This window comes from Streptomyces sp. NPDC001941 (assembly GCF_040296945.1).
Classification (GTDB): domain Bacteria; phylum Actinomycetota; class Actinomycetes; order Streptomycetales; family Streptomycetaceae; genus Streptomyces.
Genome location: NZ_JBEOYE010000019.1, coordinates 94,331 through 113,893 on the forward strand (window position 1 = coordinate 94,331; position 19,563 = coordinate 113,893).

The 19,563-nt window shown below is 75.5% G+C and carries 16 protein-coding genes; 6 read left to right on the forward strand and 10 right to left on the reverse strand.

Translation table 11 applies throughout. The annotated features are described in order from the left end of the window. Window position 1 precedes the first annotated feature (1 nt). The 7 genes from ABT160_RS16040 to ABT160_RS16070 all read right to left on the reverse strand — a co-directional run bounded on the left by ABT160_RS16040 (window position 2) and on the right by ABT160_RS16070 (window position 7,859). Entirely contained in the window at window positions 2-1,150 is a 1,149-nt protein-coding gene (locus tag ABT160_RS16040) for a PqqD family peptide modification chaperone (protein WP_351647897.1), read from the reverse strand. Continuing rightward, a complete protein-coding gene (locus ABT160_RS16045; RefSeq protein WP_351647899.1) occupies window positions 1,147-1,821 on the reverse strand; it encodes a nitroreductase family protein in 675 nt (224 codons plus the stop codon). Before ABT160_RS16045 ends, ABT160_RS16040 begins: the two co-directional genes overlap by 4 nt. Beyond that, a complete protein-coding gene (locus ABT160_RS16050; RefSeq protein WP_351647901.1) occupies window positions 1,812-3,644 on the reverse strand; it encodes a nitroreductase family protein in 1,833 nt (610 codons plus the stop codon). The genes ABT160_RS16045 and ABT160_RS16050 overlap by 10 nt, the downstream gene beginning before the upstream one ends. Further along, window positions 3,641-4,345 (reverse strand): TOMM precursor leader peptide-binding protein, encoded by a 705-nt coding sequence (locus tag ABT160_RS16055; protein WP_351647903.1) that lies wholly within the window; start codon window positions 4,343-4,345, stop codon window positions 3,641-3,643. The genes ABT160_RS16050 and ABT160_RS16055 overlap by 4 nt, the downstream gene beginning before the upstream one ends. 21 nt (window positions 4,346-4,366) lie before the next feature. Continuing rightward, window positions 4,367-5,686, reverse strand: a complete 1,320-nt coding sequence (locus ABT160_RS16060) for a YcaO-like family protein (protein WP_351647905.1) — start codon at window positions 5,684-5,686, stop codon at window positions 4,367-4,369. A 206-nt stretch (window positions 5,687-5,892) separates the two neighbouring features. Next, complete coding sequence (locus tag ABT160_RS16065; RefSeq protein WP_351647907.1) at window positions 5,893-6,606, reverse strand: response regulator; 714 nt, start codon at window positions 6,604-6,606, stop codon at window positions 5,893-5,895. Beyond that, a complete protein-coding gene (locus ABT160_RS16070; RefSeq protein ID WP_351647909.1) occupies window positions 6,603-7,859 on the reverse strand; it encodes a sensor histidine kinase in 1,257 nt (418 codons plus the stop codon). The genes ABT160_RS16065 and ABT160_RS16070 overlap by 4 nt, the downstream gene beginning before the upstream one ends. Before the next feature lie 232 nt (window positions 7,860-8,091). Here ABT160_RS16070 and ABT160_RS16075 point away from each other — a divergent pair, with 232 nt between their 5' ends. Beyond that, window positions 8,092-9,426, forward strand: a complete 1,335-nt coding sequence (locus ABT160_RS16075; protein WP_351647911.1) for a helix-turn-helix transcriptional regulator — start codon at window positions 8,092-8,094, stop codon at window positions 9,424-9,426. A 19-nt stretch (window positions 9,427-9,445) separates the two neighbouring features. Here ABT160_RS16075 and ABT160_RS16080 read toward each other — a convergent pair whose 3' ends face one another. After that, window positions 9,446-10,660 (reverse strand): glycosyltransferase, encoded by a 1,215-nt coding sequence (locus ABT160_RS16080; RefSeq protein WP_351647913.1) that lies wholly within the window; start codon window positions 10,658-10,660, stop codon window positions 9,446-9,448. Window positions 10,661-11,057: 397 nt separating this feature from the next. On the opposite strand from ABT160_RS16080, the gene ABT160_RS16085 reads away from it, so the two are divergent. Then, on the forward strand, window positions 11,058-12,506 hold the full coding sequence (locus ABT160_RS16085; RefSeq protein ID WP_351647915.1) for an endonuclease/exonuclease/phosphatase family protein: 1,449 nt from the start codon (window positions 11,058-11,060) through the stop codon (window positions 12,504-12,506). Between the two features lie 27 nt (window positions 12,507-12,533). Continuing rightward, window positions 12,534-14,498: a phosphocholine-specific phospholipase C gene (locus ABT160_RS16090; protein ID WP_351647917.1), complete on the forward strand. Its 1,965-nt coding sequence runs from the start codon at window positions 12,534-12,536 to the stop codon at window positions 14,496-14,498. 13 nt (window positions 14,499-14,511) lie between these two features. Here the strand turns inward: ABT160_RS16090 and ABT160_RS16095 are convergent, their stop codons facing one another. Further along, complete coding sequence (locus ABT160_RS16095) at window positions 14,512-16,032, reverse strand: alpha/beta fold hydrolase (protein ID WP_351647919.1); 1,521 nt, start codon at window positions 16,030-16,032, stop codon at window positions 14,512-14,514. 300 nt (window positions 16,033-16,332) lie between these two features. Here ABT160_RS16095 and ABT160_RS16100 point away from each other — a divergent pair, with 300 nt between their 5' ends. The 3 genes from ABT160_RS16100 to ABT160_RS16110 are packed head-to-tail and all read left to right on the forward strand — an operon-like array spanning window position 16,333 to window position 18,849. Further along, window positions 16,333-16,596 carry a FeoA domain-containing protein gene (locus ABT160_RS16100; RefSeq protein WP_351647921.1) on the forward strand — a complete coding sequence of 88 codons (264 nt, stop codon included), beginning with the start codon at window positions 16,333-16,335 and terminating at the stop codon, window positions 16,594-16,596. Continuing rightward, window positions 16,589-18,568: a ferrous iron transport protein B gene (gene feoB / locus ABT160_RS16105; RefSeq protein ID WP_351647923.1), complete on the forward strand. Its 1,980-nt coding sequence runs from the start codon at window positions 16,589-16,591 to the stop codon at window positions 18,566-18,568. Before ABT160_RS16100 ends, feoB begins: the two co-directional genes overlap by 8 nt. Beyond that, the gene (locus ABT160_RS16110) at window positions 18,565-18,849 is read left to right on the forward strand and encodes a FeoC-like transcriptional regulator (RefSeq protein WP_351647925.1); all 285 of its coding nucleotides are present in this window, start codon (window positions 18,565-18,567) and stop codon (window positions 18,847-18,849) included. Before feoB ends, ABT160_RS16110 begins: the two co-directional genes overlap by 4 nt. Before the next feature lie 165 nt (window positions 18,850-19,014). Here the strand turns inward: ABT160_RS16110 and ABT160_RS16115 are convergent, their stop codons facing one another. Beyond that, window positions 19,015-19,455 carry a hypothetical protein gene (locus ABT160_RS16115; RefSeq protein WP_351647926.1) on the reverse strand — a complete coding sequence of 147 codons (441 nt, stop codon included), beginning with the start codon at window positions 19,453-19,455 and terminating at the stop codon, window positions 19,015-19,017. Window positions 19,456-19,563 lie beyond the last annotated feature (108 nt).

The following is a 19,563-nucleotide window of genomic DNA, read 5'->3' on the forward strand; positions in this document are numbered from 1 at the left end:
CTCACCCCACCGCCAGGCCGACGGTGTGCACCAGCATGACGGCGACCATGGCCGCGTAGCCCAGGCAGACGAGCCCGAACACCTGGTACCCGGCCCGCTGGGCGCGGGTGCGCGCGGTGAGCCAGCTGGGCCGGGGGCCGCGGCGCACCGTGCAGCGCAGCGCGGTGAAGGCGCGGGCCCGCAGGTTCACCACGCCCAGGCCGGCCTCCAGGGCCTGGTAGCCGTCCGTCGGCAGCAGCGGGTTGAGGTTGCCGATCAGGAGCACGACCTGGAGGAGCAGCACCAGCGAGGCCGCCTGCGCGAGCTGGCCGTCCGCTCGGGTGGCCAGGAGCGCGTAGCCGCCCGCCCACAACAGGTCCACGGCCACCCCGGCGAGGGCGATCACCACGCGCGGGCGGCGGGCGCTCAGCCGGTAGGCGTCGGTGCGGTCCACGTAGGCGGCGGGCACGACGTAGAACAGCAGCCCGACGCCCATCTCCCGTATCCGCACCCCGTAGTGGCGGCACGCGACGGCGTGGCTCAGCTCGTGCACCGGCGTCTGCACCAGGAACAGCAGGAGCAGGGCCCAGCCCCAGGTCAGCCCAGCGGGGCTGAACCGCGCGACGGCGTCAGGCGCGGTGAACGCCCGCCCGATCTGCCACAGCGTGGCGAGCGCCGCCAGGCACCACAGGGCGGCCACGACGCGCGGCGCGCGCCCGACCAGCGCGGCGATCGGCCGGATCACCGTGTCCAGGGACTCGCGGGCCAGGGCGCGGCGCGGCATGTGGCTGCGCCGGGCGAAGCGCACCGCGTCGCTGCGCGCGCCCGGCTCGGGCGGCACGGTCAGCAGCCCGGCGGCCCGCAGCTCCTCCAGGAACGCCAGCACGATCCCCTCGGCGTCCTTGCCGTGCCCGCCGGAGCGCACCGCGGCGGCGGCGAACTGCCGTCCGGTGTGCGTGCCGTCGAGGGCGCGCAGGATCGCGGCGCCGCTGCGGGACAGCCGGGTGTAGTGCCCGGACACCGGGTCGAAGGCCACCAGCTGGTGGTCGATGCCCTCGACGATCTCGATGTCGGGGCGCGCGGCCGGGGTCTCGGTGTCCATCCACGACACCACGGGCGCGGGCGCGGGCGCGGGGTCCGTGGCGTCCGCGACGGTACGGTTCCGGGTCATCGGCCCTCCTCCCGCGTCGGGTTGCCCAGGGCCAGGGCGATCAGCTGGGCCCGCCGGGCCCCGTCGAAGCCGAGGGTGGTGCGGCCCGCGGCCCCGAGCACCCCGGCGAAGACCGTTCCCGCGGCCCCTTCGGACAGCGCGGACAACCAGGCGGAGTGCGCGAACGCGGCGCCCCTGGTGAGGAGTTGGCGGTGTCCCGCCGCCCCGGCGCGCTCGGTGGCCGCGACCAGGTCGCCGAGCACCACGACGATGGCCGGTGCCCGGGCGAACTCCAGCTGGAGGACGAGGTCCCGGAGGTCAGGCAACGGGCCGGGCTCGGCGACGAGTTCACCGGAGCCGGGGTCGTAGGCGTGGACGCCCGGGCGGGTGCCGCCGACGTCGCGCACCAGGACGAGGGCGGTGGGCGCGGCCGTCGCGGGCGCCCCGCCGGAGGCCCACAGGCAGGCGTCGGTCAGGCTCGCGTGGGCCAGGGCCCGGCACAGCACCCGCCGGTCCAGCGGCTCGGGGGCCCAGTGGCGCACCGCGGTGCGCGAGTCGAGGGCGCGCACCGGGCTGCCGGGCAGGGGAGGCGGGGCGGTGGCGGTCGTGGCGGGGGTCGTGGGCGCGGGCGCGCCGGGCGCGGTGTCGAGGAGCAGGTCCTCGGTGAGGCGGGTGACGTCGATCAGCGGCACGGGGTGCTCCCTTCCGGGGTGATGCGGACGGCGGCGGTGATCGCGGCGGGGCCGCTGACCCCGACGACCCGTTCGCGCCGCTGCTGCCAGGGCGCCGGGTCCAGGGGCAGGAAGCCCAGGCCGAGTTCCTGCGCGATCAGGGCCAGTTGGGCCAGGGCGCAGCCCGCGTCGAGGTGGGCGACGCGGTACGAGAACGGTCCGTACTTGCGGGCCACCCGGTGCAGCTCGCCGGCGAGTACCAGGAGGAGCAGGGGCTCGTCCGGGGCGCCCGTGGGCAGGTCGCGGGTGAGTTCGGCCAGGTGCCGGGTGTGGGGGTGCATGGCGGTCAGCGCGTGGGCGCCCGCGTCGTAGTAGTGCACGCCGTCGGGCAGCCCCGGCACGCCGGAGGCCAGCAGGTACGCGTGCGGGGAGCCCAGGTTCCCGCCGGTGGGGGCCCAGCGGGAGAGCCGGCGCGGGCGCGGCTCCTCGGCGTCCCGCAGCCCGGTGCCGAAGCGCAGCAGGGCCGCGATCCGCAGTGCCCAGGCGGCGGGGCCGGAGTCGGCGGGCGGCGCGTCGAGCACGCCCGGCGCGACCGGGGGCAGCGGCAGCGAGGGGTTGTTGGGGTAGCGCAGGCGGTCGAACTGCAGGCCCACGTTCTCCGGCCGGAAGTGGTGCTGGTGCGCCTTGGGGTTCACCAGGTGCCGGGGCGGGAAGGCGACGGCCGCCTCGTAGTGCAGCGGAGCGGCAGCCCGCTCCGTCAACTCCCGCCCCGCCCCCGTCGGGTAGCAGCGCGGGCAGTCCGGCTCGGGTGTCAGCTTGGCCACGCTCGTGCTCCCGGCGGCCGGGTCGACCACGAGCCGGGCCCCCAGCGTGGCGGCGGGCTCGTTGCGCACCAGCAGCGCCCTCAGCTCCTCGGCCACCAGCGCCGCCGCCAGTAGGTCGTCCGGCGAGGGCCGTGCGGCGTCGACGGAGGCGGGCCAGCCCTCGCTCGTCACCGGCAGGGCCCGCCGCGCGCACTCCAGGCACGCGGTCGCGCCCGGCTCCACGTACGGCCCGACGCCCAGGGCGGTCCCGCTCCCGGCGCGCGGCCCGTCCCCGTCCCGCACCGGCCCCGCGCCGGAGGCCCCGTCCCGTACCCCGGTCTCCCGGGCCGCTTCCCACGACGGTTCGTCGGACACGAGCAGCACGCGCAGGCCCCGCTCGGCGCACTCGGCGAGCAGTGGTCCGGCCAGCTCCGCGGGGGCGCCCAGGTCCACCACCACGACCGCGTCGTCCGGCAGCGGGCCCGCGTCGTCGGTGGCCAGGCAGGCCACGTCCGTGGTGCCCAGGTCGCGCAGGGCGTCCCGCAGCGGTGCCCGGCGGGCGGGTGGCAGCAGGTGGCGCACCACGGCCTGCCCGGCGGCGAGTGCCGCGTGGCTGGAGTGCGGGTGCACCCGGCTGCAGTCCAGGGTCCGCGAGAACCACAGCGCGGCCTGCTCCGACGGCGGCTGCCCTTCGGGCTCCACCTCGGCGGCGGCGTCCTCCAGGACGCCCGCGAAGTACAGCACGGCCAGCGCGTCCCCGACCGCCCTGGGCGACCAGCCGGTCTCCCGGGCGAGGGCCGCGGCGTCCCGGGTGCCGTCCAGGAGCGGCAGCAGCCTGCTCCGTACGAGGGCGGCCGAGGCCCCGCGCAGCTGCTGGCGCTCGGCCGCGCCGTCGATCAGCAGGCCTTCGGGGGTGTCCACCAGGTGCAGTCCCCGGCACAGCGAGGGGCGCACGGGGAGGCGGAACTGGGGGTCGGTGCGCACGGCGTCGCTCATCGCGGCGACGGGGATGCCGCCACGCGCGGCGGTCGCGGAGTTCATCGCACGGTCTCCTCTCGGAAGCTGGTGGCGGGCAGGACGCGACGGCGGGGCAGGGCCGGTTTCACGCGCGCGGGGGCGGCCAGGTCGTCGGCGAGGTGGCGCCAGCCGTCGTCGGGGTGGGGAGGGGTGCCGCACTCGGCGCAGCCGTGGACGCCGAGCACGGTGTCGGCCAGCAGGCCGCGGGTGAGCACGTCGTAGACGAGGACCGTCCCCGCGTGGGCGCCCCGGTCGTCCACCGAGTCGGCGATCAGCCGGCCGGCCAGGCCCGCGGCGACCATCGCCTGCGCGGCGGTGAAGCCGCGCACCCCGGCCCCCGCGTCCCGCTCGGCCGACGCCCGCAGCGCGGTCCTGGTGCCCGGGGAGCGGTCGTGCTGCGCCCGGCGCCGCACGTAGCAACCGTGGCAGGGGCCGCGGCCCGGCACCACCAGCGGGCCCACCCGGATCGCCGGGAACTCGTGGACGACCGGCAGCCAGGGCACGCCGAGCGCCGCCTGGTACGCGGCCAGTTCCTCGAACAGGGCCGGGTCGCCGCGCCACGCGGCCACCACCCGCAGACCGGCGTGCGGCCAGCGGGCCCGGCCGGTGGCGGGCGGGTCGGTTCGGTCGTGCGGCGCGCCGGTCAGCGACGCGAGGCGGACGGCGACCTCGCGGCCGAAGTCGCCGGTCCACACGGTGTGCAGGGGGGTGCGGGAGACGGTCATGGTGCGCTGCTCCAGTGCGGCTCAGGCGAACGGCTGCGGGTCGGGGTTGAGTGCGCTCTCCGGGCGGCTCTCCAGGCCCATCGCGAGCGGTGCCCGGTAGAGCCGGGGGTGGGCCAGGTAGCGGCTGCGGTGGACGAACGACAGGGGCATCAGCTGCGGGACGAGGACGCGTACGGAACGGAAGCCGACCGCGCGGCACTCGGAGGTCGTCAGGTCCACCGCGATCGCCTCCGCCCCGGCCCGCCGCAGTCGCTCCACCAGCTGGTCGAGGCGCTCGCGCGGCCCGTTGCCGGTCAGCGTCGGAAGGTCGGCGGGGCGGCGCACCGGGCGCGGACCGGCCAGCAGGAAGTCGAAGGCGCCGCGCCGGTCGGCCCGTCCCATGTGCACGGCGCCGTGCATCACGTCGGTGAAGTCCCTTGGGTCGTCCGGGGCTTCGCGCCCGGACTGGAGGGCGATCCGCGAGGAGGCCGCCTCCCGGTAGATCTTGCGGATCACGTCCACCGGGTCGGGCCCGCTGGCGCACATCACCAGCTGGCCCAGCTCCGGGTTGTGGTCGCTGAGCACGACCGCGTACACCACCGGCACGCCCAGGTCGCTGGTCGCGTCGTAGAAGCGGTAGCGCACGAACCCGTCCTCCAGGCGGGCCCGTTGCTCGGCGAGCGCGGGCGCCGCGGAGACGTCGATCTCGGGGAGGCGCAGCCGCTGGAGCCAGGTGAGCGCGATGGCGTCCCGCTCGACGACCTCGCAGATGCCGTTCACCAGGGCCTGGTGGACGTCGGAGTGGACGGCGCAGCCGGTGGAGATCGGGTGGGTGGTGCGCTCGCCGAGCGCCTGCGGGGTGGTGAACAGCCACACGTACGCGACCGGCACCCACACCGGGCGCGACCGCGTCAGCGACCAGCCGCGCACCCAGCGCTGCGGCAGGGACTTGTCCGGAGGCAGCAACCAGGCTTCGTCCTGGGCGAGTTCGGTGTCCGAACAGCGCGGCAGCGCGTCCAGGTCGACCGCCTCGTCGCCCAGCTCCTCCGCCGTGGCCCAGCGCACCAGCTCGGGCTGGAACAGGGAGTTGGTGTACCGCTCCAGAGCCTCGGCCAGGCTGATGAGCCGGGCCCGCTCCGGATCCGTACCGCCGCCCGCGCCGTCCAGGCCGTCGATCCGGCCCTGGCCGCGCGAGCGGAACACGGTCGGGTCGCCGATCGCGGAGACGTACACCGAGTAGTCGGGCTCACCGGGCAGCGGGGGCAGCCGCACGGTGGCGCGGACGGGTCGGGCGACGGGCCCGGAGAGGGCTTCCAGACGCCGCAGGGCGCCGAGTCCTTCGAAGGGGGTGCCTGCTGCCATGCCGGGCTCCGTGTCGTTCGCTCGGGGATCTTGCTCGATCCCAATGAACTCCTCGGAGCGCGGGCTTTCATCACGCGTCGCGGGTGATCTGCGCGGCGGGTGACGCAGGTGAGCGGTGTGAGAACGGGTGACGCGGGTGAGGGAACGGGTGATGCGCGGGGGTCGACACCGGGCGCGGGGCGGGAACCGGGCGCCGTACGACCGCGTCAGCGCAGCGGCGTGCCCGGCTCCGCGAGCCCCGTGCGCCAGGCCCACGCCGCCAGCTCCACCCGGTTGCGCACGCCCAGCTTCGTGTGGACCTTCGTCAGGTGCGACTTGACCGTCGGCACGGCGATGAGCAGCCGGTCGGCGATCTCCTTGTTGGTGAGGCCGTGCGCCACCAGCCGCACCAGCGCCAGCTCCCGCTCCGACAGCGCACCGTCGAGCGCGGACGGCGGCGGCGCGCCCTCCAGGACCATCCGGCGCAGCAGCGGCAGCGTCATCGCCGGGGACACCAGCGCGTCCCCGCACGCGGCCGCCCGCACGGCCTCGACGAGCAGCGCCGAACTCCCGGTCTTCAGGACGAAGCCGTGCGCCCCGGACCGCAGCGCCTGGCACAGGTAGTCCTCGTCGTGGAACGTCGTCACCACCACGACCCGCAGCGGCTCCCCGCCGTCGCCCCCGGTCAGCCGCCGGGTGACGGCCAGGCCGTCGAGCCGGGGCATCTGCACGTCCACCAGGCACACGTCGGGGCGCAGCCGGCGCGCCGCCTCCACGCACGCGACGCCGTCGACGGCCTCGCCGACCACGACGATGTCCTGCCGCGCCTCCAGGATCATCCGGAAGCCGGTGCGGACCATCTCCTCGTCGTCGGCGACCAGGACGCGTATCGGACGGCCGGCGGGGTGGGTCACGACCGGCCGTCCCTCGTGCTCGCTCACGGCCGGACGTCCCCGGTGCCGTACGGGTGGGAGCGCCCCGGGTCCGGGCGCGGGGGTACGGGTCCCGGCGCGCCGGACCGGCCGGGCAGCGGCACGTCGGCCCTCACCAGCCAGCCGCCGCACGCCGTGGGCCCCGCCCGCAGCGTGCCGCCCGCCGCCTCGACCCGCTCGCGCACCCCGAGCAGCCCGAAGCCGCCGCGCGCGAGCGGCGGTAGGAGGGGGTCCGGCGCCGGGCCGTTGCCGACCCGCACGCGGAGCCGGTCGCCGCGCAGGGTGACGCGGACGAGGACGTCCTCGGCGCCCAGGGCGTGCCGGTCCACGTTCGTCAGGGCCTCCTGCACGACGCACAGGACGGCCGCCGCGGTCCCGGGGTCCGGCGCGGCGCCCCGTACCGCCTCGTCGGCCTCCAGGTGCGCGCCCCGCGCCCCGGCGAGCCGCTCCAGCTCGGGGACCAGGGCGCCGGGCGGCAGCGGGCGCACCCCGCCGTCCTCGCGCAGGCTGCGCACCGCGCGGTGCATGGCCTCCACCGTCTCGACGCCGGCCGCCTCGATGCGGCGCAGCGCCTCCCTGGCCCCCTCCGGGTCGTCCCGCAGCACCGCCTGCGCGGCCTGCGCCTGCACGACGATGCCCGTGACGTGGTGGGCCACGAAGTCGTGCAGGTCCCGCGACAGGTCCAGGCGCTCGTGCTGCCGCACCGCGGTCACCGCCCGGCGCCGCCGCTCGTCCAGCGCCCGCAGCTTCAGCCCCAGCAGTACGGCTCCGCCCGCCGCCCCGGCCAGCACGGCGGACCAGCGCAGGTCCTCGACGCCCGGGGTGACCCGCAGCGGCGAGGCGAGGACCGACAGGGACAGGGCCCAGGCGAGCCACCCGATGCCCCGGCCCCGGTCCCGGCGCACCAGCGGCACCAGCAGGAGCAGCAGCGCCCCCGACTCCAGCGCGCCCCACGGCCCCGCCGGCGCCCCCGCGAGCAGCATCCCGGCCGTCACGCACAGGGACAGCACCACGCCCGCGCCCGCCCGCGCGGCCTCCTGGCGCGCCACGTCGGGCCACGGCAGCGGCACCACGTTCAGCCCGACCGCGAGCAGGCCGGACACCAGCGGGAGCCACGAGCCGTGCGGGAAGCCGGCCACGAAGTCCAGGCATTCGAGGGCGACCGCGCCGGCGACGACCAGGGCGACGGCGGCGGCCCGCGCCCGGCGCATCCCGTCCGGCGAGGGCACGGGGGACTCCGGGGTGCGGGACGACACGTGCATGAAGGGTGGATTTCCCCGGAGGGCTCTTCTACTCGGGACCAATTGACGCGTCACACGGGGCCGAAAGACCTTTTCCCGCCGGGCCATTGGTCCCGGCGGGAATCCGAAGGGACCACGCGGAAGGGCCCGCTCATACCTAAGGATCATTGACAAAGGTCCCGGACGAAAGGGAATCCTTGAGTAACCGAAACGAAAGCGGCGCGTACCGAAAAGAAAGCGGCCGGGGGAAGGCATGCACGGCATATTCCGCACGAAATTCAGCCCGCGGCCGCCCGACGCGCTCGTCGCCCGCCCCCGGCTCGACCAGCGCCTCGACGCGGGGATCGCGGGCCACCTCACCGCGGTGGTGGGACCGCCCGGCACCGGCAAGAGCTGCCAGCTCGCCTCCTGGATCCGCACCTCCACGGTGCTGCCCCGGGCCCGCGCCTGGCTCACTCTGGACGAGGAGGACAACGACCTCACCTCGCTCGCCGAGCACCTGGCCGCCACGATCGCCGGGAGCGGGGCCGTGGACCGCGCCGCGCTGGCCGGGGCCGCCGCCCCCGACCGCATCGCCTCCGGGCTCGTCGACGCCCTGGCCACCCTCCCCGAACCGCTCCTCCTCGTCCTCGACGACTTCCACGAGCTGTCCGGACCCGCGCGCAGCACCGTCCTCGGCCTGATCCGCCACGCGCCGCCCCGGCTCAAGGTGGTGCTGGGCGCCCGCCGCGAACCGGAGCTCGGCCTGCACCGGCTGCGCGCCACCGGCGCGGTCACCGAGATCCGGGCCGAGGACCTCGCCTTCACCCGCGAGGAGGCCCGTGAGCTCTTCCTGCTCTCCGGCATCGACCACGACGACGGGACGCTCGACGCGATCCTGGAGTGCTCCGGCGGCTGGGCGGTCGGCCTGCGCTGCGCCGCCCTCGCCCGCGAGGACGCCGAGCCCTGGACGGACTGCCTGGAGGTGAGGGCCAGGGCGGGCGGCCTGTGCTCGGACTTCTTCGTACGGGAGCTCCTGGAGCGGCTGCCCGAGGACGAGGTCGACCTGCTGGTGCGGACCAGCGCCAGCGAGCACCTCGACCCCGCCCTGGCCCGGGCCCTCACCGGCCGCCCCGACGCGGGCCGCGCCCTGCGCCGCCTGGCCACGGAGCGCGACCTGCTGGTCCCGTGCGGGGCGAGCCGCTACCGGCACCACCCGCTGCTCCTGCGCGTCCTCCACCGCGAGCTCACCGAGCGCAGCACACCGGCCGAACTGGCCGCCCTGGAGGGCACGGTGCGGGCCTGGCGGGCCGGGACGGCGGCGCCCGTACGGCAGGACGCCCCCGGGCCGTCCGCGCGGCCGACCCCCGTGCGACCCGCCGACCGGCGGGCGCCCGTCGGCAGGCCCGAGCGGCTGACCAGCTGCGAACTGGAGGTCCTGCGGCTGCTGCGCGGCCAGCGGACGCTGGAGGAGATCGCGGCCGGCCGCCACGTCTCGGTGAACACCGTCAAGACGCAGGTCAAGGGCGTCTACCGGAAGTTCGGCGTCACGCGCAGGCGGGACGCGGTGGCGCTGGCCGAGCAGTGGGGCCTGCTCGACGGGCAGTGAGACCCCGGGGAGGGCCCGGTCAGCCGGCCGCCTTCTCGAGGAGCAGCTTCGCCGCCACCCGGGCCCCGTCCGCGCGCACGCCGTCCGCGACCTCGGCGGCCCGCGCACGGGTCCCCGCGTCCAGGACCGCGCCGAGCGCGGCGGTCAGCGAGGCGGCCGTCGGCAGCGGCTCACGGTGCGCCGTGCCGATCCCCAGGGCGGTCACGCGCTCGGCCCAGTAGGGCTGGTCGGCGATCCGCGGGACCACCACCTGCGGCGCCCCCGCCCGCGCGGCCGTCGTCGTGGTGCCGGCGCCGCCGTGGTGCACGACGGCCGCGACCCGCCGGAACAGCGCCTGCTGGTTCACCTCGCCGACCGAGAAGCAGTCCTCGGCGCCGTCGGCCGGGGCGAGACCGGCCCACCCCTGGGCCAGCACCACCCGGCGGCCGACCGCCCGGCAGGCGTCGAGCGCCGCGCGGGCGATCCCCTCGGGGGCGTGCGCGGCCATGCTGCCGAACCCGACGTACACGGGCGGCTCGCCCGCCGCCAGGAACGCCTCCAGGCCGTCCGGGAGCGGGCGGTGGTCCGGCAGGATCCAGGCGCCCGTCTGCACCACGTCGAAGTACGTCATCCCCTGCGACGGGCACAGCAGCGGGTCCGCCGCCACCCACGGCCGGTCGGTGAGCACCCGGGCCCGCACGTCGTCCACCGGCGGCAGGCCGAGCCCCGCGCGCCCGCGGTTCTGCGCGTCCAGGTACAGGTCGTTCACCCGCTGGGCGTCGTGCCGCCACAGGACCCGGTGGTCGCTCTCGCCCTCCGGGAGCGGGGCGCCGGGGCGCGACCCGGGCCGGAAGCGCGGCGAGGGCAGGCCGAAGACGTGGAAGCAGGCGAAGACGTACGGGATGCCCAGCGCCTCGGCCACGTCCGGCGCCCCGGCCGGCATCAGGCCCGTCGCGAGCAGCGCGTCGCAGTCCCGCGCGTGCGCCGCGAGCGTCTCGAAGCGGGCCGCCACCAGCTCGGGCGCGAGCTTGAAGGCGTCCTGTCCGGTCGGCGGCTTGGGCCGGGCGACGACCGACTTCACGCTGGGCCCGAGCGGCACCAGGGGCACGCCGACCCGGTCCAGGAGGGCGGTGAAGTCCTCGTCCGGCGGCGCGCACACCCGTACCTCCGCGCCCTCCTCGATCAGCGCCGCCGCCAGCGCGGCCAGCGGCTCCACGTCTCCGCGCGATCCCCAACTCGTCAGCATGACGCGCATGCGAAGCCCCATTTCCCTCTGGTGTTTCCCGCCGTTCCCCGGTCACCGTCGACCGGTCACGGCATTCGGCCGCTGATTGTGCGGCACGAAGGGGGCCTTGCCGCAAGCCCCCCGGTGCGCTATAGGTTGATAGTGGCAGGGAGATGTTTTTCTCCCTGCCTTTCGCGTGTGCCGTGGCGACGTTCCTCCGGAGCGAGGCCCCACCCGCTCCGGCCGGCACGACCACGGGTCCTGAGCCAGATCTCCGCCTGCTCCCCGGCCCCCGGCCATCCCTCGTTCACGGTGCCGTCGCCGACGGACGGCTTCCTTGGGGCGACGTCAGCGAAGTTATGTAGACAACTTTGGTCCCCCGGGCGGGCACCTGCCGCCGCGCCCGGGGCGGAGAGGACCCACCACCGTGACATCGGACTCCGTCACGCTCACCACCGCCAGCCCGCACGAGGGCGACCGGCTGTCCTTCCACTGGACGACCACCGCCCCGCACGCCAAGAACTGGATCGGCGTCTACGACGGCGACCGCAAGCCCGGCACCGGCTCCTCGCTCGCCTGGCAGTACGTCACCACCGCCGCCGGCGACGCCACCCTCGACACCTCCGGCCTCAGCGGCGGCCCGTTCACCGCCTACCTGCTCGCCAAGGACGGCTACGGGGTGCTGGCGAAGACCGCGCCGTTCACCCTGGTCCCGCGCCCCGTCGTGCCGCGCCCGCACGCCGCCGTCGACGCCCTCACCACCGCCGCGCAGACCGCGGGCGACACCTTCTCCGTACGGCTCGGCGGCCTGTGGATCCGGCCCGAGGGCAACCCCGCGGGCAGCGCCGTCTTCCGCCGGGCGGGCGGGGACCCCTGGCTCTCGGTCGCCGAGGACGGCACGGTCACCGGGCGCGCCCCGCTGCCCGCGCCCCGCAGGCCCGGGCGCGTCGTCGTCTCGGTCGCCGACACCGCCACGGGCAGCGACACCGTCACCGTCCAGGTGCCGGTGCGCAGTACGCGGGAGCGGCTGCGGCTGAAGGTCGCCACGCTGAACCTGTGGGACGCGGGCGGCCACGTCGAGGGCTTCCTGGAGAAGCAGGTGCGCCTCGTCCTCACCCAGGGCCTGGACGCGGTGGCCCTGCAGGAGTGCGGTGACCACGGCGCCCGGGACCTGGCGGACGCGCTCGGCTGGTACGCGTACCAGGCCGGCGGCCTCGGCGTGGTGAGCCGCCACCCGCTGGCGGACACCGTCGCCCCGACCGCCGCCGTGCCCGCCCTCGCCGCCACGCTCCGGCTGCCGGGCGGCGTCGGCGTACGGCTCTGGTCGGTCCAGCTCGACGAGGCCGCGTACGGGCCCTACGCCCTGCTCGCCGGGCGCACCCCCGCCCAGGTCGTCGCGGCCGAGAAGACCACCGTCCGCCACCGCCAGGCCCGCGCCCTGCTCGCCGCGCTCAAGCCCGAACTGGCCGCCCACGGGCCCCTGGTGGTGGCCGGCGGCCTCGCCTCCCCGTCCCACCGCGACTGGACCTCGCGCACCGCCGGCGCCCACGGGGGAGTGGGCCGGCTGCGCTGGCCGGTCACCGAACTCCTGGAGGGCGCGGGCCTGGAGGACGCGTTCCGCGACGAGCACGCCAACCCCGCCAAGGCCCCGGGCACCACCTGGTCGCCCGTGCGCACCCGGCGCGAGGACGGCGGCGACGAGCCGCAGGACCGCATCGACCAGGTGCAGTACGCGGGCCGCCTCAAGGTCGTCGAGGCGCACACGCTGTGCACCGGCTGGCCCCGCCCGGTCCCGGACGCGGCGGCCAACGGCTGGCCCTCCGACCACGCCGCCGCCGTCGTCACCTTCTCCCTCTCCCCGTCCCCCCGCGGCTGACCGCGCACCCCGAAGGAACACCCGCACATGACCGAGATCAGCCGCCGCTCCTTCATCGGCACCGCCGCCGCGGGCGCCGCCCTCGCCGCGGTACCCGGCACGGCCGAGGCCGCGGGGAACGGCCCGCGCGGCAGCATCGCCGACGTCCGGCACGTCGTCGTCCTGATGCAGGAGAACCGCAGCTTCGACCACTACTTCGGCACGCTGAGCGGCGTGCGCGGCTTCGGCGACCGGCAGGCCAGTGTGCTGCCGGGCGGCGACTCCGTGTTCCGCCAGCCCTCGCGCGGCCGCGCGGAGGGGCACGTCCTGCCCTTCCGGATGGACACCACCAAGTACAACGCCCAGAACGCGGGCGGGCTGCCGCACGACTGGGACACCGGCCACACCGCCGTCAACGGCGGCGCCATGAACAAGTGGGTCGCCGCCAAGAGCGAGCGCACCATGGGCTACTTCACCCGCGAGGACATCCCCTACCAGTACGCCCTCGCCGACGCGTTCACCCTCTGCGACGGCTACTTCTGCTCGCTCAACGGCCCCACCGACCCCAACCGGCTCTACCTGTGGACCGGCACGGCCGGCCCCGGGGTCGACGGCACCACGGGGCCGTGGACCGACAACACCCCGGTCACCGACAACCCGGTGGCCGACTGGACGACGTACGCCGAGCGCCTCGAAGAGGCCGGTGTCAGCTGGCGCGTCTACCACAACCCGGACGGCAAGGACGACCGGTACGGCGACTACGACGACAACGCCCTCTCCTACTTCCGCCAGTTCCACGAGTTCCCGAAGGACGACCCGCGCTACGTCAACGCCATGACGAAGTGGGACCTCACGGCGTTCGACCAGCACTGCAAGGACGGCACCCTGCCCACCGTCTCCTGGCTGGTGGCGCCCTACCTGTTCTGCGAACACCCCGCCGCCAGCCCCGACTACGGCGCCCACTGGGTCGACACCGCGCTGCAGTCCCTGATGTCCAACCCCGACGTCTGGAAGCACACCGTCTTCCTCGTCATGTACGACGAGAACGACGGCTACTTCGACCACGTCATCCCGCCCATGCCGGAGCCGGGCACCAAGGACGAGTTCGCCGACGGCAAGCCCATCGGCCTGGGCAGCCGGGTGCCGCTGTGGGTGATCTCGCCCTGGTCGCGCGGTGGTTGGGTGAACTCCCAGGTCTTCGACCACACGTCGGTGGTGCAGTTCCTGGAGCGCGTCACCGGGGTGCGCGAGCCCAACGTCTCCGACTGGCGGCGCACCGTCTGCGGCGACCTCACCAGCTGCTTCGACTTCACCAGGCCCGACTACAGCGTGCCCCGGCTGCCGGACACGGTCGCCCTGATGGCCAGGGCCGACGCGGGCAACTCGCTGCCCGCCGTGAAGATCCCGGACCGGCAGTCCATGCCCGCGCAGGAGCCGGGGGAGCGCCCGCACCGCCCGCTGCCGTACCGCCCGTGGGCCGACGTCACGGTCGACCGGAGCACCGGAAAGGTCCGCTGCACGCTCACCAACGGCGGCAGCGTCGGCTACCACTTCACCGTGCTGCCCAACGCCGAACTCCCCTTCGCCGGAACGCCGTTCACGGTCCCGGCGCGCTCCTCGCGCACGTACGAGTGGGACGCCTCAGGCACCGACGGGCGCTACGACTTCTCGGTGCACGGCGCCGACGGCTTCGTACGCCGCTTCTCCGGCACCGTCGTCCGCACCGGCCAGGACGACGTCGCCGTGCCGTCGGTCACCGCGACCCTCCAGCACCACGGCAGGCCCGAGAAGGCCACCGTCGAGATCGAGCTGCGCAACGCGGGCGGCACCGACGTGTCGTTCACCGTCACGCCGAACGACTTCGCGGGCGCGGAGCGCACGGTGTGGGTCGGCGCGGGCGACCGCACCCGCCTGACCTGGCGCACCGACAAGGGCCGCTACGACTTCACGGTCAGCGCCGCCACCGGGACGCGCTTCGCGCAGCGGTACGCGGGTACGGTGCACGCGCTCTGACCGGCCCCGGCCGTCAGCAGCCGGGCAGGTCCTTCGTGCTGCCCGAGACGAGGTAGGCGACGGCAGCCTTCTGCGCGCACTCGATGCCGCTGGTGGTGCCGATGTGGCTGCGACCGGGGTAGTGCACCAGGGCGCCGCCGAGGCGCTCGGCGACGGCGCGCGCCCCGGCGAGGCCGGTGCGCGGGTCGTCGTCGGCGTTGAGCACCAGCGGCTTGGGGGCCTTGCCGGAGTGCGCGGCGCCGAGGGGTTGCTGCGGGCGGGGCCAGGCGCCGCAGGACACGTAGGAGGAGGCGTTGGGGCCCGACGCCGCGTCCGCGCGGGCGAAGTCGTCGAGGACCCCGGCCGGGCTGCTCGCCCAGGCGAAGTCCGCGCAGTACACGCCCAGGTTGTAGCCGAGGTCCAGGGTGGAGGGGTAGGGGTTGCCGATCTCCTTCGGCGGCCCCTGCTCGCCCAGCTTCCGCACCGCGGCGAGGTCGTCCTGAGGTGCGCTCTGGAAGGCCTTGGCCAGGGCCGGCCAGCGGTCCGGGACCAGGGCGGCGGCCTGGGCGGCCGCGGTGACGGCCTTGACGCGGGCGTCGTCGGGCGCGCCGGTGCCGGTGTCGAGTCCGGCGGCGGCCAGCGCGGGTGCCAGCGGGTCGGCGGCGGACGGGCAGGCGGCCTGGTCGGACCGGCACCACGGTACGTATCCCGAGAGCAGGCCGCGCAGTTGGTCGCGGGCGGCCGTGCGCGGGTCGCGACCGCCCACGGCCACGTCCTCGTCGGTGCCGGAGGAGTCCAGGGCGGCCCGTACGCCGCTGATCGACGGGTCGAGGGTGCTGTCCAGGACGGCGGCGCGCACCCGGTCGGGGTGGGCGGCCAGGTAGGCCTGCGCGTACACCGTCCCGTACGAGCCCATCAGCAGGCTGATCCGGTCCTCGCCGAGCGCGGCGCGGATCGCGTCCATGTCGCGGGCGGTGTCGCGGCTGCCGAGGTGACCGGCCCGGGTGTCGCCGCCGAGCTTGCCCGCGCACGTCTTCACGTAGGCGCGCGCGTCCCGGTCCACGGCCGCCTTGTCGACGCCCTTGCCCAGGTCCTCGGCCTCCGCGAGCCGGCCCACGGCCCCCTCCGCCTCCCCGCACTCGGCAAGCACGCCGGAGTCGAGGGTGCCCCGGGTGTCGAAGCCGATCAGGTCGAAGCGTGCGGCGAGCTCCGGCGGCAGGAGCGCGGCGGGCACGTACCGCCCGCCGATGCCCGGGCCGCCCGGGTTCCACATCAGCGCCCCGATCCTGCGGGCCGTGTCCGAGGCGGGCAGCCGGGTCACCGCGAGCGACACCTTGGGCCCGTCCGGCCGCTCCGCGTCCCAGGGGACCTCGACGGTGCCGCACTGGCGTGCGGGCTGTCCGGGCAGCCCGCAGGCCCGCCAGTCGACGCCCGCCCGCGCCTCCGCGGCCGGGGCGGCGTCCCCGCCCTTGCCGCAGCCGCCGAGACCTGCGGTGAGCGCGGCGGCGGTGAGCGCGGCGAGGGCGACGCGACGGGCGCGGGAGGTGATGATCATGCGGCCACGCTATGAGGGGGGCCGGAGGGGCGCAATGTCCGGAAGTACACCTTTGGGCCGTTGGTGTCGCGCCGGCCGGGGTGGTCGCGAGGCTTCCCGGCGGCCCGGGCCCACCCGTACGGCCCGCCCCTGACCAGGCACTTCGGCACGGACGAAAGGCCCGGATCGATCAACTCCCTGCCGTTTTGACCTCTCCTATGCCATTCCATGACCTTCCTGGTGATCAGTGAATTTAGGCTCGCCTAAGTTGCCCGTCGAACGGTTCCCGCGAACCGTTCGCCAACGTGCCCAGGAGGTCGCGTGTCACTGCGGAGCCAAGGGCCCGGCGCCCACGTCAGGGTCGTACGGGTCGGGGTGGGGGCCCACGACCGGTTGCGGCTGGCCGAGCTCGGGTTCGTGCGCGGGGCCCGGATCACCGTCCTCGGGCGCGGCGCCACCGGCGGGCTGCGCATCGCGCTCGGCGACGCCCGCCTGGCCATCGACGACGACACCGCGGACGCGGTCGACGTCGTCCCCCTCGCGCCCGGCTGCGCCCACGTCTCCAACGGCGGCGCCCATGCCTGACCTGCTGCGCAAGCCCTGCTGCGGCACTGACGGCGCCACCCCCGACGCCCCCGCGCCGGAAGGCCGCACCGTCGCGCTCGTCGGCAACCCCAACGTTGGCAAGTCGACCCTCTTCAACGCCCTCACCGGCGCCCGCCAGCACGTCGGCAACTGGCCCGGCAAGACCGTCCAGGTCGCCCGCGGCCCATGGAACGGCGGCCCGGACGGGCGCCCGTGGGACCTCGTCGACCTGCCCGGCACCTACAGCCTGGTGCCCCGCTCACCCGACGAGGAGCTGACCCGGGCCCTGCTCACCGACCCCCGCGCCGAAGGCCGCCCGGCCCTCGTCGTCCTCACCGTCGACGCCTCCAACCTCGCCCGCAACCTGTACCTGGTAGCCGAGGTCCTGGAAGCCGGGGTGCGCTGCGTGGTCGCCCTGACGATGACGGACGTCGCCGGGGCGCGCGGCATACGCGTCGACGCGGACGCCCTGGCCGAACGGCTCGGCGCCCCGGTCGTCCCCGTCGTGCCCCGCGGACGCCGGGGCCTGGACGCGCTGGCCTGCGCGGTGGCCGGGGAACTGGCCCGCACGGACGCCCCCACCCCCCTGCGACTGCCCGAGCCCCCTCCCGCCACCGAGCCCGACGCCGAGGACGACCCCGACCTGCTCGCCGCCGAGGCCCGCTACGCCTGGGCCCACCAGGTCCTCGCCGAGGTCCGCACCGGCCACGGCCCCGCCCGCCGCACCGCGTCCGACCGCGTCGACCGGGTCCTGACCTCCCGGCTGTTCGGCATCCCCGTCTTCCTGGCCGCCATGTGGCTGGTGTTCACCGCCACCACCACGCTCGCCAAGCCGCTCCAGGACGCCCTCGGCGCGTTCGTCTCCGGCCCCGTCACCGACGGCGCCGACGGGCTGCTCTCCGGCGCTCCCGGCTGGTTGCGCGGCCTGCTCGTGGACGGCGTCATCGGCGGCGTGGGCCAACTGCTGACCTTCGTACCCCTGATGGTCATCATGTTCGTGCTGCTCGCGCTGCTGGAGGACTCCGGGTACATGGCGCGGGCCGCCTTCGTCGTCGACCGGCTGATGCGCCGGCTCGGGCTGCCCGGGCGGGCGTTCCTGCCGATCATCGTGGGCTTCGGCTGCAACGTCCCCGCCCTGGCCGGGCTGCGCATCCTCGGCAACCGCCGCCAGCGGCTGCTCGTCGGCATGATCATCCCGTACGTGTCGTGCAGCGCGCGGCTGACCGTGTACGTCCTGCTGGCCTCGGTCTTCTTCCCGCACGCGGCCGGCACCGTCGTCTTCGCGATGTACGTGGTCTCCGTCCTGCTGGTCGTCTGCGTCGGCCTGCTGCTGCGCAAGACGCTCTTCCGCGGCCTGGCCGCCGAGTCCCTGGTGCTCGAACTGCCGCCGTACCGGCTGCCCACGGTGCGCGTCGTCGGCGCGCAGTGCCGGCAGAAGCTCGGCGCGTTCCTGCGCACCGCGGGCGGCATCATCGTGGCCACGGTCACCGCGGTGTGGCTGCTCGCGGCGATACCGGCGGGGGCCGCGCCCGGCACCGCGTTCGGCGACACCCCGGTGGAGCACAGCGTCCTGGGCGCGGTGTCGCGCACCATCGCGCCCGTCTTCGCCCCGGCGGGCTTCGACGACTGGCACACCACCGCGGCCCTCGCGACGGGTTTCGTGGCCAAGGAGGCCGTGGTCGCCACGACGGCCCAGACCTACCGTGCGGACGAGCCCGAAAGCCCGGACCGGGCGGGTGAGTTGGGCACCCGGCTCCAGGAGACGTTCGACCACGCGTCCGGCGGTCACCCGCTGCCCGCCGTCCTCGCCTTCATGATCTTCCTGCTCGCCTACACGCCCTGCATGGCCACGATCGCCGCCCAGCGCCAGGAGATGGGCACCCGCCACACGCTCCTGGCCACCGGACTGCAGCTGGCGGTCGCCTGGCTGCTGGCCGTGGGCGTGTTCCAGGTTGGGGCGGTGTGGTGGTGAACGTCAGCCCCCTGCGGCACGTCCTGGTGGCGGTCCGCCGGGCGCGGGGCAGCGTACGCGTCGAGGACATCGCCGCGGAGGCGGGGGTGGCGCCGGACGAGGCGGCCTCGATGATCGAGTACTGGGTGCGGAGGGGGGTGCTGACGCGCGAGGAGGTCAACGGGGGGTGCCCGCCGGCGGGGTGCGGCGGCTGCCCGGCCCGCACCTCCTGCGGCACGCCGGCCCTCGGCGGGACGCCCTTGCTGCACACGATCCGGGTGACGGAGCCGGGCGGGTCCTGAGGCTGGACGCCCCGGGCCCGACTTCTCGCCGCCCTCGCTGCTGGAGGCTTTCGGGAAGCCCCGAAGTTCAGAAGTAGGGATTGAGAGCTTAGGGGCTGGTCAGAGCACAAGGAAGCCCCGCCCGGCACTGTGGCTGGACGGGGCTGTTCCCTGTCTGATCTTGGGCTACGAGCAGAACGACGACTTCACAGCGGTCACGATGTCCGCCGCTTGCTTGTCGCTGAGGCTCGGCACCGTGCCCCCCTCGTACCGGAGCTTGGCGTTCTTCTGGACCGTGGCAGGGTCCTTCTTGGCCTTGATGTCAGAGCAGACGTTCTCGGCACGGCGGACCGCACGGTCCTCCTTCGCCGTAAGCCCCGGGTCCACGGCTGTGAGAGCCCGTACGAGGGCCGCTGTCTGCCCCGCGTCCGGCGACGGGACGTCGTTCGCCGCGGGCGCCTTAGGCGGGGCCTCGCTCGGCTTTGCGGCGGGCTTGGCCGCTTCCGTCGTCGGCTTGGGCTTCGCATCCGTGCTGGTGGCCTTGTCGCCGTCACAGGCAGACAGGATGCCGCCGAACGCGAGCACCGCCGCCCCCACGGCGAACCACGTCTTCTTCTTCCGCTCCACAGCGGTCCCTCCCCTAGGGCGTGTCTGATGGCTCTTTGGCGAGGTCCCGGAGCCAGATGATGAGGGCTGCGGTGGCCAGGGTGCCGTGGAATATGTAGTCGCGTTTGT

Bases quoted from the DNA above. Each gene is read 5' to 3' on its own strand.
- ABT160_RS16040 (WP_351647897.1), bottom strand. From the start codon at position 1,150: ATGACCCGGAACCGTACCGTCGCGGACGCCACGGACCCCGCGCCCGCG.
- ABT160_RS16050 (WP_351647901.1), bottom strand. From the start codon at position 3,644: ATGAACTCCGCGACCGCCGCGCGTGGCGGCATCCCCGTCGCCGCGATG.
- ABT160_RS16055 (WP_351647903.1), bottom strand. From the start codon at position 4,345: ATGACCGTCTCCCGCACCCCCCTGCACACCGTGTGGACCGGCGACTTC.
- ABT160_RS16060 (WP_351647905.1), bottom strand. From the start codon at position 5,686: ATGGCAGCAGGCACCCCCTTCGAAGGACTCGGCGCCCTGCGGCGTCTG.
- ABT160_RS16070 (WP_351647909.1), bottom strand. From the start codon at position 7,859: ATGCACGTGTCGTCCCGCACCCCGGAGTCCCCCGTGCCCTCGCCGGAC.
- ABT160_RS16075 (WP_351647911.1), top strand. From the start codon at position 8,092: ATGCACGGCATATTCCGCACGAAATTCAGCCCGCGGCCGCCCGACGCG.
- ABT160_RS16080 (WP_351647913.1), bottom strand. From the start codon at position 10,660: ATGCGCGTCATGCTGACGAGTTGGGGATCGCGCGGAGACGTGGAGCCG.
- ABT160_RS16090 (WP_351647917.1), top strand. From the start codon at position 12,534: ATGACCGAGATCAGCCGCCGCTCCTTCATCGGCACCGCCGCCGCGGGC.
- ABT160_RS16095 (WP_351647919.1), bottom strand. From the start codon at position 16,032: ATGATCATCACCTCCCGCGCCCGTCGCGTCGCCCTCGCCGCGCTCACC.
- feoB (WP_351647923.1), top strand. From the start codon at position 16,589: ATGCCTGACCTGCTGCGCAAGCCCTGCTGCGGCACTGACGGCGCCACC.